Genomic DNA, 13,509 nt, shown 5'->3' with positions numbered 1-13,509 from the left:
GGGCGCGGACCTGCGGGGTCGGCAGTGGGCGCTGTCAGCTCCCTCCGATGACAAATGTCATCGGCACGCGGCCGGGACGGTGAAGAGCACGCGGCCGGGAACGGCGAAGACCCCGGTCGATTGACCGGGGTCTTCATTCCTGAGCGGACGACGAGATTCGAACTCGCGACCCTCACCTTGGCAAGGTGATGCTCTACCAACTGAGCCACGTCCGCATTGCTCCCGACCGGCTTTCACCGGGCGGTGCGAACACCACTGTACCTGATCCACCGGAGTGGTCGGTACGTGATGTGGAGCGGGTGACAGGAATCGCACACTGCGCCTTCCCCCTGGAAGGGGGATGTTCTACTACTGAACTACACCCGCACGCTCCGTGAGGTCTCGGCCTTTTCGGCCTCGCCCCTCGGCGTGCTCCAGACTTTAGCCGATCAAGGGGGGTGCCGCGCAACTCGGTGCTCCGGCACCGGGTCCGGCGCCCGGTCGGCCGGCCTCCCGCCGCCCCCGTCGCGGCCGCCGACCCGCCCCGAGCCCGGCCCCCCTCGCCGCGAGCCCGGCCTCCCGCCGTGACCGCCGCACCCGCCGGGTTCGGTGGCCCGGCGGGTGCGGTGGCCCGGCGGCCCGCCCGCCTGTGCCTCAGTGCGCCTCTTCGAAGGCCTCGTACACCCGCTTCGGGATGCGGCCGCGAGCCGGCACGTCAAGCTTGTTGGACTGGGCCCAGGCGCGTACGGCCGCCGGGTCGGGGTCCACGGCGGTGTGCCGGTAGGGCTTGCGGGCCTTCTCGACGCCGCCGCCGGACTTCTTCCGGCCGGCGTCGAGGTACGGGGCCAGGGCCTTGCGCAGTTTCTCTGCATTGGCTTCATTGAGGTCGATCTCGTACGACTTACCGTCGAGGCCGAACCTGACCGTTTCCGCCGCTTCCCCGCCCTCGATGTCGTCGGTGAGCGTGACCACTACGCGCTGCGCCACGGATATCGGTCCCTTCGCGTGGTATCCCGCCGTCCGGTGTGTGTTCTGTGACACGTTTGACGTGCGGTGATACCTGATTCACATGGGTGTTATTTCCTTTGTACAGCGCGAAGCGCCGCACTGGGAAGACCCGGCAATTGTCCCCGCGTGTCCGGCGGTATTGCGCGACCCGGATTCTTTTCCGGGATTTTTCCCGGCCGTCCCGCGGGGGGTGCCGCCGTCCGCCTTCCAGCTCCGCGTGGCGGGCGGGCGGGAGACCGGCGGTCCGGGCGTGCGGGAGCTTCAAGTCAAGATCGAACACGGTCGTTTGTGGGATCCTCTGGAAATCTACTCGCGTAGAATTTGTAGGCAGGTACGCTGAGGGAACCGCCCACGCAACACACCACCGGGAGTGCCAGTGGCACGCGTCGTAGTCGACGTCATGCTCAAGCCGGAGATCCTCGACCCGCAGGGACAGGCGGTGCAGCGCGCACTGCCCCGCCTCGGGTTCGCCGGAATCGCCGACGTCCGCCAGGGGAAGCGCTTCGAGCTGGATGTGGAGGGCCCGGTCGACGAGGCCGCCCTCGCCCGCATCCACGAAATGGCCGAAACGTTCCTTGCCAACACCGTCATCGAGGACTTCGTCGTCAAGGTGGAGGAGGCGTGACCTCTCGCATCGGAGTCGTCACCTTCCCCGGGACGCTCGACGACCAGGACGCCCTGCGCGCGGCCCGGCTCGCCGGCGCCGAGGGCGTCCCGCTCTGGCACCGCGACAAGGACCTCCACCAGGTCGACGCCGTGGTCCTCGCCGGCGGCTTCAGCTACGGCGACTACCTCCGCGCCGGAGCGATCTCCCGGTTCTCGCCGGTGATGGAGACGATCATCGAGCAGGCCCGCGCGGGCATGCCGGTGCTCGGCATCTGCAACGGCTTCCAGGTCCTCACCGAGGCCCACCTGCTGCCCGGCGCCATGCTGCGCAACAACCACCTGCACTTCGTCTGCCGCGACCAGCGGCTTCGGGTGGAGAACGCCGAGACCGCCTGGACCACCGACTACGAGCGGGGCCAGGAGATCTCGATCCCGCTGAAGAACATGGACGGCCGCTACGTCGCCGACGAGCGCGTGCTCGACGAGCTGGAGGCCGAGGGCCGGGTCGCCTTCCGGTACCTCGACGGCAACCCCAACGGCTCGCTGCGCGACATCGCCGGTGTCACCAACGCCGCGGGCAACGTCGTCGGCCTGATGCCGCACCCGGAGCACGCCGTCGAGCCCCTCGTCGGCACGGGGCGCACGGACGGCCTCGGGTTCTTCACCTCGATCCTCAAGAAGCTGGTCGACGCCTCATGACCCTCGACACCGTCAAGCACGCGACCGAGACGCCCGACGTCGAGCAGCCGTGGGCCGAACTCGGCCTGAAGAAGGACGAGTACGCGCGCATCCGCGAGATCCTCGGCCGCCGCCCGACCGGCGCCGAGCTGGCGATGTACTCCGTCATGTGGTCCGAGCACTGCTCGTACAAGAGCAGCAAGGTCCACCTGAAGCAGTTCGGCGAGAAGGCCCCCGAGAACGACGCGATGCTCGTCGGCATCGGCGAGAACGCCGGCGTCGTCGACGTCGGCCAGGGGTACGCGGTGACCTTCAAGGTCGAGTCGCACAACCACCCCTCGTACATCGAGCCCTACCAGGGCGCGGCCACCGGCGTCGGCGGCATCGTCCGCGACATCCTCGCCATGGGCGCCCGCCCCGTCGCCGTCGTCGACCCGCTGCGGTTCGGCGCCGCCGACCACCCCGACACCAAGCGCGTCCTGCCCGGCGTCGTCGCCGGCATCGGCGGCTACGGCAACTGCCTCGGCCTGCCCAACATCGGCGGCGAGGTCGTCTTCGACTCCTGCTACCAGGGCAACCCCCTGGTCAACGCCGGCTGCATCGGCGTGATGAAGCACGAGGACATCCACCTCGCCAAGGCCTCCGGCCCCGGCAACAAGGTCATCCTGTACGGCGCCCGCACCGGCGGCGACGGCATCGGCGGCGTCTCGGTCCTCGCGTCCGAGACCTTCGACGACACGAAGCCCACGAAGCGGCCCGCCGTCCAGGTCGGCGACCCGTTCCAGGAGAAGCTCCTCATCGAGTGCACCCTGGAGATCTTCGCGGAGAAGCTCGTCGCGGGCATCCAGGACCTCGGCGGCGCGGGCCTGTCCTGCGCCACGAGCGAGCTGGCCTCCGCCGGCACCGGCGGTATGCGGGTCGAGCTGGACAGCGTGCCGCTGCGCGACGCGTCGCTCTCGCCGGAGGAGATCCTCATGAGCGAGTCGCAGGAGCGCATGTGCGCGATCGTCGAGCCGCAGCACGTCGACCGCTTCCTGGAGATCTGCGAGAAGTGGGACGTCATCGCCACCGTCATCGGTGAGGTGACCGACGGCGAGCGCCTGGAGATCTTCTGGCACGGCGAGCAGATCGTGGACGTGCCCCCGGGCACGGTCGCCCACGAGGGCCCGACCTACCACCGCCCCTACGAGCGTCCCGCCTGGCAGGACGCCCTCCAGGCCGACGACGCCAACAACCTGCCCCGGCCGTCCTCCGCCGAGGAGCTGCGCGAGCAGGTCCTCAAGCTGGTCGCCCACCCGAACCAGGCCTCCAAGGCGTGGATCACCGACCAGTACGACCGGTTCGTGCAGGGCAACACCGTCCTCGCCCAGCCCGAGGACGCGGGCATGGTCCGCATCGACGCCGAGACCAACCTCGGCGTGGCCCTCGCCACCGACGGCAACGGCCGGTACGCGAAGCTCGACCCGTACGCGGGCGCGCAGCTCGCGCTGGCGGAGTCGTACCGCAACGTCGCCGCCTCCGGCGCCCGGCCGCTGGCGGTCTCCGACTGCCTCAACTTCGGTTCGCCCGAGGACCCGGCCGTCATGTGGCAGTTCGCCGAGGCCACCCGCGGCCTCGCCGACGGCTGCCTCCAGCTCGGCACGCCGGTGACCGGCGGCAACGTCTCGCTGTACAACCAGACCGGTGACGTCGCCATCCACCCGACGCCGGTCGTCGCCGTGCTCGGCGTGATCGACGACGTGACCCGCCGCACGCCCATCGCCTTCGCGCAGGAGGGCCACCTCCTGTACCTGCTGGGCGACACGCGCGAGGAGTTCGGCGGCTCGGCCTGGTCCGAGGTCGTCCACGGGCACCTCGGCGGCCTGCCGCCGAAGGTGGACCTCGACCGGGAGAAGCTGCTCGGCGAGATCCTCGTCTCCGCCTCGCGCGACGGCATGGTCGACGCGGCGCACGACCTGTCCGACGGCGGACTCGTCCAGGCCGTCGTCGAGTCGTGCCTGCGCGGCGGGAAGGGCGCCCGGCTCGTCGTGCCGGACGGCCTCGACGCGTTCACGTTCCTCTTCAGCGAGTCGGCGGGCCGCGCGGTCGTCGCCGTCCCGCGCAGCGAGGAGCTCCGCTTCACCGACATGTGCGGCGCGCGCGGCCTGCCCGCGACCCGCATCGGCGTCGTGGACGGCGACGTGATCGACGTCCAGGGCCACTTCGCCCTCCCGCTGGACGAGGTGCGCACGGCCCACGAGGCGACCATCCCGGCCCTGCTGGCCTGAGACCCGCCCCGGACCACCCGACCCGACGCCCCGCCGCGCACCGCATCGCACGGCGGGGCGGCGGGGCGCCGGCCCGTCCTGGCCGGCCCCAACGCCCTTACGGGGGCACGCCGCACGGGGCGGCCCGCCGGTAGCCTCGGGGCATGCCGCAGCCGAGGAAGCGCCCCCGCAGCCATGACCCCGCGAAGACCCGCGCCGCGGTCACGGCGCAGTTCGCCCACGTCCGCGAGGGCGTCGAGAAGCTCACCCCCGAGCAGCTCGCCCTGCCCACGCGGCTGGGCGAGTGGACCGTACGCGAACTGGCCGCCCACATCGCGATGGTGCTCCGCTCCGTCATCCGCGGCGTGGCCGCCCCCGAGCCGCCCGTACGCGACGCGGGCCTCCTCGACTGGCCCGCGGCGACCCGGCGGTACGCCGGGGCGGTGGACGAGGACACCCGCGAACTGGCCGAGGCCGCCGTCGGACCCGACGGGCTGAACGAGCTGTACGCGCGCACCGCCGAGGAGTTCGCCGCCGCGCTGGCGGACGCCCCCGGCGACCGGCTGATCGTGACGCGCTTCGGCGGCATGCCGCTGGCCGACTTCCTCGTGACCCGCACGGTCGAGCTGACCGTGCACACCGACGACCTCAACGCCGCGACCGGACTGGCCGTCCCGCACGACCGGCAGGCCCTCGCGTCCTGCACCCGCCTCCTCGCCGACGCCCTCGCCCTCAAGGCGCCGGGCGGCTCCGTGGAGCTGCGGGTACCGCCCCACGCCGTCGTGCAGTGCGTGGAGGGCCCCCGCCACACCCGCGGCACACCGCCGAACGTCGTCGAGACCGACCCGCTGACCTGGACGCGGCTCGCCACGGGCCGTCTCTCCTGGGCTGAGGCGCTCGACTCGGCCCGGCTCCGCGCCAGCGGCGACCGCGCCGACCTGGCGGCCTGGCTCCCCGTCCTCGGCTGACCCGCCCCACCGGCCCCGCCCGGCGCGCCCCACCGGCCCCGCCCGGCGCGCGTCCACCGGCCCCGTACCCGGTTCCCCACCCCGTCCGAGGGGCCGGTGGGGCCGTTCGGGGCGGGAGGGGCGGAACCGACGCGCCTCCCGGTCCGTCCCATCCGCATGCGGACCACGAAGACCCTCCTCCCCGTCCTGGCCGCCGCCGTCGCGCTCGCCGGCTGCGCCACCACCGCGGACCCCGGCGAGCGCCCCGACATCCCCGTCACCGGGGTGCACTGGACGGTCGACGCGCTCACCGTGGACGGCCGCAGGACGGCCGCCCCCGCCCCCACCGCGTACGTCGAATTCCAGCCGGACGGGCGCGCGGTGGGCAACGCCGGGTGCAACCGCTTCACCGCCGCGGCGACCGTCGACGGCGACACGCTCACCGTCGGGAAGACCACCCGCACGCAGATGGCCTGCGAGGAGCCCGCCATGGGCTTCGAGAACGCCTTCCTGAAGGCGTTCACCGGCACGCTGGAGGCCCGTCTCGACGGCGACCGCCTCACCCTCACCACCCCGGGCGGCGACACCATCGCCCTCGGCGAGCAGCCCGCCGCGCCCCTCGCCGGCACCACCTGGCACGTCGAGTCGCTCCTGGACGGCGAGGCCGCCGCGTCGCTGCCCGCCGGCACCGAGGGCCGGGCCCACCTGACCGTCGGCGAGGACGGCACCGCCCGCGGCAACCTCGGCTGCAACAACTTCACCGCCACCGTGAAGACGGCCCCCGGCAAGCTGACGTTCGGGCCGCTCGCCGTCACCCGCAAGATGTGCACCAAGCCGCAGATGGAGCTGGAACAGCGGCTGTACGGGACGCTGAGCAGCGGAACGGTGACGTACCGGATCCAGCACCGGGCACTCACCGTCACCGAGCAGGACGGCTCCGGATTCGCCGCCCGTGCCACGGCCCGGTAGGGGTGCGAGGTCCGTCACACCGCGGGCGGGACCGCGGGGCCCCCGGAAGCGGTGAAAGGCCGCCTGGTCAGGGGCCCCGTCCCGGCCCCGCCCCGCAGGGGCGGTCCGGCCCCATTCGGACCAGTGGTCGATCTCGCCTACACTCGGTGGTGTGCCACGTGGTGACGGTCGACTCAATCACGATCTGCTTCCCGGCGAAAAAGGCCCCCAGGACGCTTGCGGCGTCTTCGGTGTCTGGGCTCCGGGCGAAGAGGTCGCAAAGCTCACGTACTTCGGGCTCTACGCCCTCCAGCATCGGGGTCAGGAATCCGCGGGAATCGCGGTAAGCAACGGCTCCCAGATCCTCGTCTTCAAGGACATGGGCCTGGTTTCCCAGGTCTTCGACGAGACCTCCCTCAGCTCGCTCCAGGGTCACATCGCGGTCGGTCACGCCCGCTACTCGACCACCGGGGCCTCCGTCTGGGAGAACGCCCAGCCCACCTTCCGGGCCACGGCGAACGGCTCCATCGCCCTCGGGCACAACGGCAACCTGGTCAACACGGCCGAGCTCGCCGGGCTCGTCGCCGACCTGCCCAAGAAGGACGGCCGCGCCACCCAGGTGGCGGCCACCAACGACACCGACCTCGTCACCGCGCTCCTCGCGGGCCAGGTCGACGCCGACGGCAAGCCGCTGAGCGTCGAGGAGGCCGCCGCGGCGGTCCTCCCCAAGGTCCAGGGCGCCTTCTCCCTCGTCTTCATGGACGAGCACACCCTTTACGCCGCCCGCGACCCGCAGGGCATCCGCCCGCTGGTCCTCGGGCGCCTGGAGCGCGGCTGGGTCGTCGCCTCCGAGTCCGCCGCACTCGACATCTGCGGCGCCAGCTACGTCCGCGAGGTCGAGCCGGGCGAGATGATCGCGATCGACGAGAACGGCATCCGCACCTCCCGATTCGCGGAAGCGAAGCCCAAGGGCTGCATCTTCGAGTACGTGTACCTGGCCCGGCCCGACACGGACATCGCCGGCCGGAACGTCTACCTCTCCCGGGTGGAGATGGGGCGGAAACTCGCCGCCGAGGCCCCGGCCGAGGCCGACCTCGTCATAGCGACCCCGGAGTCCGGCACGCCCGCGGCGATCGGCTACGCCGAGGCGAGCGGCATCCCCTTCGGCGCCGGCCTGGTCAAGAACGCGTACGTCGGCCGGACCTTCATCCAGCCGTCCCAGACCATCCGCCAGCTCGGCATCCGCCTCAAGCTGAACCCCCTGAAGGAAGTCATCCGCGGCAAGCGCCTGGTCGTCGTCGACGACTCGATCGTCCGCGGCAACACCCAGCGCGCCCTGGTCCGGATGCTCCGCGAGGCGGGCGCCGCCGAGGTCCACATCCGGATCTCGTCCCCGCCGGTGAAGTGGCCGTGCTTCTTCGGCATCGACTTCGCCACCCGCGCCGAGCTGATCGCCAACGGCATGACGGTCGACGAGATCGGCAAGTCCCTCGGCGCCGACTCGCTCGCGTACATCTCCCTCGACGGCATGATCGAGGCGACCACGATCGCCAAGCCGAACCTCTGCCGCGCCTGCTTCGACGGCGAGTACCCGATGGAGCTCCCCGACCCCGAGCTGCTCGGAAAGCAGCTGCTGGAGACGGAGCTCGCCGCGGGCCCGGCCGCCACGGCCGCCGCCGACGCCCTCCGCCGCCCGTAGGGCACCCCCACACCCCCGCTGTACGACACGAAAGTTCTGTAGCCATGTCTCAGGCCACCAGTGCCACGGGCGGCGGCGCCAGCTATGCCGCCGCGGGCGTCGACATCGAGGCGGGCGACCGCGCCGTCGAACTGATGAAGGAGTGGGTGCGCAAGACGCAGCGCCCGGAGGTCCTCGGCGGCCTCGGCGGGTTCGCCGGCCTCTTCGACGCCTCCGCCCTCAAGCGCTACGAGCGCCCCCTCCTCGCCTCCGCCACCGACGGCGTCGGCACGAAGGTCGACATCGCCCGCCGCATGGGCGTGTACGACACGATCGGCCACGACCTCGTCGCGATGGTCATGGACGACATCGTGGTGTGCGGCGCCGAACCGCTCTTCATGACCGACTACATCTGCGTCGGCAAGGTCCACCCCGAGCGGGTCGCCGGCATCGTCAAGGGCATCGCCGAGGGCTGCGTCCTCGCCGGCTGCGCCCTGGTCGGCGGCGAGACCGCCGAGCACCCCGGCCTCCTCGGCCCCGACGACTTCGACGTCGCCGGCGCCGGCACCGGCGTCGTCGAGGCGGACCGCCTGCTCGGCGCCGATCGCATCCGTACGGGTGACGTCGTCATCGCCATGGCGTCCTCGGGCCTTCACTCCAACGGGTACTCGCTCGTCCGCCACGTGCTCTTCGACCGGGCCGGCATGGCCCTGGAGCAGCAGGTCGACGAACTGGGCCGGACCCTCGGCGAGGAGCTGCTGGAGCCGACGAGGATCTACTCCCTGGACTGCCTGGCGCTCACCCGCACCACCGACGTCCACGCCTTCAGCCACATCACCGGCGGCGGCCTCGCCGCGAACCTGGCGCGAGTCCTCCCCGACCATCTGCACGCCACGGTCGACCGGTCGACCTGGGCCCCCGGCGCGATCTTCGACCTGGTCGGCACGGCCGGTCAGGTGGAGCGGCTGGAGCTGGAGAAGACCCTGAACATGGGCGTCGGCATGATGGCCGTCGTCCCCGCCGACTCCGTCGACGTGGCCCTCACGACCCTCGCCGACCGGAACCTCGACGCCTGGGTCGCGGGCGAGGTCGTCGAGCGCGGCGACCACCCGACCGGCGCCGCCCTCACGGGTGACTACGCGAGCTGAGCAGCACAGAAACCCGGTCCGGGGCGGGCCCCGGACCGGGTGGAGAGTGTGCGGGCGTCAAGCGCCGCGACGCTGCGATGACGGACCGGACTCGTCGTCCCCGTCATCGTCGTCGTTGTACAGCTCCGCGTAGCGGGCGTACGGGTCGTCTTCCTCGTCGTCGTCCTCGAACGGCTCTCCGTTCGGAGGCTGACTCGAAGTCGATGCGCCCAGCTCGCTGGCCAGCCGTGCGAGGTCAGTCCCACCGCTGTTGTACTTCAGCTGGCGGGCGACCTTCGTCTGCTTGGCCTTGGCCCGGCCGCGCCCCATGGCTCGACCCCCTCGGTGACGGGGCTCGACGGCCCCAGAGTCTTGACACGCGTTCATGATGCGGAACGGACTCCCCGTGGAGAGACCGGCCCGCTGGGCTTCAACGGTACCTGCTTCCGCGGCCATACGGTACGCCGCCCGCATGACGCGCCTCGGAGCCGGACCCGCGAGGCGCCCCGTCCTCGCTGGTCAGCTGCGATTTTAACCTCTTCCCGAGGTCGACCCGCCGACCGGCGTGAGCCATCTCTCGCCGGCGGCCCCGCGCCGCTGTACGAACACACCAACCCGTCGGCGCGTCCGGAAGGTTCCCGAGGGCACGCAAGGTGCCGCCCGCCGGGCCGCCCTGTCAAGGGCGCGATCCCGGCGGGCGTACCCAGCGTGACCGTGCGGCTGCGCGCCGGGGTCAGCGGCGGCGGGCGTCCGCCATCCGCTGCTCGGCGATCCGGTCGGCGGCGGCGGCCGGCGGGATGCCGTCTTCCTTCGCACGAGCGAATATCGCCAGCGTGGTGTCGAAGATCTTCGTCGCCTTCGCCTTGCACCGGTCGAAGTCGAAGCCGTGCAGCTCGTCGGCGACCTGGATGACGCCGCCGGCGTTGACCACGTAGTCGGGCGCGTAGAGGATCCCGCGCTCGGCGAGGTCCTTCTCGATGCCCGGGTGCGCGAGCTGGTTGTTGGCCGCGCCGCACACCACCTTCGCGGTCAGGACGGGCACGGTGTCGTCGTTCAGCGCGCCGCCGAGCGCGCACGGCGCGTAGACGTCCAGGCCCTCGGCGCGGATCAGCGCGTCGGTGTCGGCGGCCACGCGGACCTGCGGGTACGCGTCGGTGATCCGGCGGACGGACTCCTCGCGCACGTCCGTGACGACGACCTCGGCGCCGTCCTGCACGAGGTGCCCGACGAGGTGGTGGCCGACCTTGCCGACGCCCGCGACGCCGACCCGGCGGCCGCGCAGGGTGGGGTCGCCCCACAGGTGCTGGGCGGAGGCGCGCATGCCCTGGAAGACGCCGAAGGCGGTGAGGACCGAGGAGTCGCCGGCGCCGCCGTTCTCGGGGGAGCGGCCCGTCGTCCACCGGCACTCGCGGGCGACGACGTCCATGTCGGCGACGTACGTGCCGACGTCGCAGGCGGTGACGTACCGGCCGCCGAGGGAGGCCACCATCCGGCCGTAGGCCAGCAGCAGTTCCTCGGTCTTGACCTGCTCCGGGTCGCCGATGATGACGGCCTTGCCGCCGCCGTGCTCCAGGCCGGCCAGGGCGTTCTTGTACGACATGCCGCGGCTGAGGTTCAGCGCGTCGAGGACGGCCTCCGCCTCCGTGGCGTACGGGTAGAAGCGGGTGCCGCCGAGGGCGGGGCCCAGGGCGGTCGAGTGGAGGGCGATGACGGCCTTCAGGCCCGAGGCGCGGTCCTGGCACAGCACGACTTGCTCGTGGCCCCCCTGCTCCGAGTGGAACAGGGTGTGCAGGACGCCGTCGGTCACATCGGTCACGGTGGTGACTCCCAAGTACGAAGCGGCGGAATGAGGCCCTCCGGGGGTGGGGAGGGACCTGTTCGGGATGAGGGTAAGTCCTACCTGCGCGTAGATCCGAGGCAGTGCGCAGGATCACCCCCTCCCGGAGTACGGGGCGGCGCCGGCGTGGAAGGATTCCCGGCATGGCGGCTGTCTCCTCGGTCCTCGTCCCGTACGCCTCGTACCTGCGGGTGTACGAGCCCCTGGACGCCTTCCCGGAGCCCGAGCGGGGCCACTGGGCCCGCTACGCGCCGCTCGCCCTGCGGGGTGGGACGCCGACGGCCCAGGACGAGCTGCGCCGCTCCCTCGCCGACCTGCTGCCCACGCCGCCGGTGCCGGTTCCGGTGCACGAGAGCGGTGACGCCTTCGTGGTGGAGCGCGAGGGCGTGGTGTGCGTCTGCCCGTGGCGGACCCGGTTGCGCGGCTGGCTCGCCCTGGAGGAGGTGGGGGAGCTGCTGCCGCCGCCCGTGCTGGACGCGGCGCTGCCGGCGGTGGTGCGGGGGCAGGCGGCGGCGGACTTCGAGCGGTGGCGGGAGCGGAACCCGGACGCGCGGCCGTGGATCCGGGGCGCGGTGTGGCAGGTGCCGGTGCGGTGGTTCGTCCTCTTCGCGGACGAGGAGCGCGAGTACGTGCCGGCGAAGGGTGCGGGCGAGCCGCCGCTGCTGCGGTACCGCACGCCGATGGTCGAGGCGCGGCGGCGGGTGGCGCGGGGGCTGCGGGCGCTGCGCGAGGCGGTCGACGAAGGGCCCCTGACCGAGGGGCTGGTGGACGTCGGGCGGTGGCTGGAGGAGTTCCACCCGCGCTCGCTGGTCGAGCTGGACTACGGGGGCCTGGTCCACGCCCTGCCGGCGGAGCGGCTGGCGGAGGACCGGTCGGTCGCCGACGTGACGGCCGCCATCGCGGCGCTGCGGGACGGCGACGGGACGGGCGCGGGGAGCGCCTATGAGCGGCTGACGGAGCGGTGGCGGGCGGTCCGGGACCTGCGCTCCGCGAACTGAACCGGAAGATTCCCAAGTGGGGCTATTGCGCCGGAGGCTGTTGCACCTGAGTCTTGTGTGGCGTGCGTGCCCTGAAGGTCGATGGTCCCTATCCGGGCCTTTGCCTCAAGGGTGATGAATCGCACTAACAGTGGCTCTTGCGCCCCTCGCCCGACCTCATGCCAAAATAGGACAAGGAGTCCGGGGAGGGCTCCTTCCGTCCAACTTTGGGCGGAAGGCTCAGCATTGCACGCTATGGGGGGTCTGGTGGCTCCTGATCGCTCTGTGACTGATCGTCACTGTGACGTGACTGTCCGCTATGGCATGGTCCATCGGCTTCCGCCGCTGATGGACACCTGAGAGGGCAATTCCATCGGTTTGGCCGAACGTGGCTGGACAGATGGTGTAGTTGTAGTGCCGAGGACAAGCCGTTCGTCCTATAACCGACTCGGCCCGCGTCTGCCATTTCGGGCAACGCGGGTCAAGGTGCAGAATTTAGAGGAAAGAACCGAGAACGTCGGTTCTCCCGAGGAGGCCGCTCATGACCGCTCGCACCCCTGATGCTGAGCCGCTGCTGACCCCCGCTGAGGTTGCCACGATGTTCCGCGTGGACCCGAAGACGGTGACCCGCTGGGCGAAGGCCGGCAAGCTCACGTCCATCCGCACGCTGGGTGGACACCGCCGGTACCGCGAGGCAGAGGTCCGTGCGCTGCTCGCGGGTATTCCGCAGCAGCGTAGCGAGGCCTGAGACACCCCTGTGAACCGGGCTCTTCCGGGTCCCCCAACCCGGGCCGCCCACCCCTTGCACCACTGACGGACGCCCGCCCCAACGGGCCGAAGGTCACCGATCGCGCTGGACTCCGCCGGGTCCGGCGCGATCTTTTTGTGTGCCCGACTTCCGTCGTCTCGCAGGTGCAATGGTACGTATTAAATGGGGCGGGTGTAGGTGTGGGATAAGTGAAGCGGTTTCTCGAACGGGTTCCGTGACTCGCGTCACACTCCTGACGGTCACTCGGAAGCCCGTGCCCACCCTCCCGTGCGCTGCCGGGCCCGCCTTCCCGAGGGGGTCTCAGGCGGACGCGGTGCGCTCCTCCCGGGGCTGCGGCCGGGGCGGGGGCGGGGGCTGCTCGGTGAGCGCGGCGAGTTGGGCGAGGCGGTGGCACACGGCGCAGCGCCGGGTGAGGTGGCGGTAGCCGGACGCGGCCGCCAGGTGGGCGCGCAGGAGCGCGCGGGTCTCGTGCCGGGCCGTCGCAGCCGCCATGCGCGTCACCTCCGGGGCAGGGCGCCGTCGCCCTTCTGTCTGGGTACCGGCCCCGCCGTCCGCCGTCAAGACGGTCGGCACGCACCCGCGCCCCCCACGGGCCCCTGAGCGGCCCGGACGACTCCCGGCGGGCTGAGGGGGGATCAGATGTCCGGGAGCGCGGTGGAGCGCCGCAGGGGGCGCCCCGCCCGGGGCGCGGGCCGGGGAGCGGACGCGG

The 13,509-nt window shown here is 72.0% G+C and carries 13 protein-coding genes and 2 tRNA genes; 9 read left to right on the top strand and 6 right to left on the bottom strand.

The annotated features are described in order from the left end of the window. Positions 1 to 142: 142 nt before the first annotated feature. From LPA54_RS29160 to LPA54_RS29150, 3 genes are all read right to left on the bottom strand, one after another. Positions 143 to 215 (bottom strand) — tRNA-Gly (locus tag LPA54_RS29160). A 76-nt stretch (positions 216 to 291) separates the two neighbouring features. After that, positions 292 to 366: transfer RNA gene (locus LPA54_RS29155), tRNA-Gly, on the bottom strand. Between the two features lie 267 nt (positions 367 to 633). Beyond that, positions 634 to 966 carry an Lsr2 family protein gene (locus LPA54_RS29150; protein ID WP_228983330.1) on the bottom strand — a complete coding sequence of 111 codons (333 nt, stop codon included), beginning with the start codon at positions 964 to 966 and terminating at the stop codon, positions 634 to 636. 397 nt (positions 967 to 1,363) lie between these two features. On the opposite strand from LPA54_RS29150, the gene purS reads away from it, so the two are divergent. The 7 genes from purS to purM all read left to right on the top strand — a co-directional run bounded on the left by purS (position 1,364) and on the right by purM (position 9,238). Continuing rightward, complete coding sequence (gene purS, locus LPA54_RS29145) at positions 1,364 to 1,612, top strand: phosphoribosylformylglycinamidine synthase subunit PurS (protein WP_228983328.1); 249 nt, start codon at positions 1,364 to 1,366, stop codon at positions 1,610 to 1,612. Then, positions 1,609 to 2,292 carry a phosphoribosylformylglycinamidine synthase subunit PurQ gene (gene purQ, locus LPA54_RS29140; protein ID WP_228983324.1) on the top strand — a complete coding sequence of 228 codons (684 nt, stop codon included), beginning with the start codon at positions 1,609 to 1,611 and terminating at the stop codon, positions 2,290 to 2,292. The genes purS and purQ overlap by 4 nt, the downstream gene beginning before the upstream one ends. Continuing rightward, on the top strand, positions 2,289 to 4,538 hold the full coding sequence (gene purL, locus LPA54_RS29135; RefSeq protein ID WP_228983323.1) for a phosphoribosylformylglycinamidine synthase subunit PurL: 2,250 nt from the start codon (positions 2,289 to 2,291) through the stop codon (positions 4,536 to 4,538). The genes purQ and purL overlap by 4 nt, the downstream gene beginning before the upstream one ends. A 143-nt stretch (positions 4,539 to 4,681) precedes the next feature. Further along, entirely contained in the window at positions 4,682 to 5,485 is an 804-nt protein-coding gene (locus LPA54_RS29130) for a maleylpyruvate isomerase family mycothiol-dependent enzyme (RefSeq protein WP_228983313.1), read from the top strand. 156 nt (positions 5,486 to 5,641) lie between these two features. Further along, positions 5,642 to 6,433 (top strand): META domain-containing protein, encoded by a 792-nt coding sequence (locus tag LPA54_RS29125; RefSeq protein ID WP_228983310.1) that lies wholly within the window; start codon positions 5,642 to 5,644, stop codon positions 6,431 to 6,433. A gap of 151 nt (positions 6,434 to 6,584) precedes the next feature. Then, on the top strand, positions 6,585 to 8,111 hold the full coding sequence (purF, locus tag LPA54_RS29120) for an amidophosphoribosyltransferase (protein ID WP_228983308.1): 1,527 nt from the start codon (positions 6,585 to 6,587) through the stop codon (positions 8,109 to 8,111). Between the two features lie 44 nt (positions 8,112 to 8,155). After that, positions 8,156 to 9,238: a phosphoribosylformylglycinamidine cyclo-ligase gene (purM, locus tag LPA54_RS29115; protein WP_228983306.1), complete on the top strand. Its 1,083-nt coding sequence runs from the start codon at positions 8,156 to 8,158 to the stop codon at positions 9,236 to 9,238. Positions 9,239 to 9,295: 57 nt separating this feature from the next. On the opposite strand, the gene LPA54_RS29110 is transcribed toward purM, so the two are convergent. Beyond that, positions 9,296 to 9,547, bottom strand: coding sequence for a DUF3073 domain-containing protein (locus LPA54_RS29110; protein WP_058942884.1), 252 nt, complete (start codon positions 9,545 to 9,547; stop codon positions 9,296 to 9,298). Positions 9,548 to 9,950: 403 nt separating this feature from the next. Next, complete coding sequence (locus LPA54_RS29105) at positions 9,951 to 11,033, bottom strand: Glu/Leu/Phe/Val dehydrogenase dimerization domain-containing protein (RefSeq protein WP_228983302.1); 1,083 nt, start codon at positions 11,031 to 11,033, stop codon at positions 9,951 to 9,953. Positions 11,034 to 11,197: 164 nt separating this feature from the next. Between LPA54_RS29105 and LPA54_RS29100 the strand changes: the two genes are divergently transcribed. After that, entirely contained in the window at positions 11,198 to 12,052 is an 855-nt protein-coding gene (locus LPA54_RS29100) for a hypothetical protein (RefSeq protein ID WP_228983299.1), read from the top strand. A gap of 520 nt (positions 12,053 to 12,572) precedes the next feature. Then, on the top strand, positions 12,573 to 12,779 hold the full coding sequence (bldC, locus tag LPA54_RS29095) for a developmental transcriptional regulator BldC (RefSeq protein WP_003949541.1): 207 nt from the start codon (positions 12,573 to 12,575) through the stop codon (positions 12,777 to 12,779). Positions 12,780 to 13,100: 321 nt separating this feature from the next. On the opposite strand, the gene LPA54_RS29090 is transcribed toward bldC, so the two are convergent. Further along, positions 13,101 to 13,292 carry a DUF6274 family protein gene (locus tag LPA54_RS29090; RefSeq protein WP_228983296.1) on the bottom strand — a complete coding sequence of 64 codons (192 nt, stop codon included), beginning with the start codon at positions 13,290 to 13,292 and terminating at the stop codon, positions 13,101 to 13,103. Positions 13,293 to 13,509: the final 217 nt, after the last annotated feature.

The organism is Streptomyces sp. DH12, assembly GCF_020873895.1.
Classification (GTDB): domain Bacteria; phylum Actinomycetota; class Actinomycetes; order Streptomycetales; family Streptomycetaceae; genus Streptomyces.
Note: the sequence above shows the minus strand (reverse complement) of the source record. Positions and strands in the feature narration are given on the sequence as shown.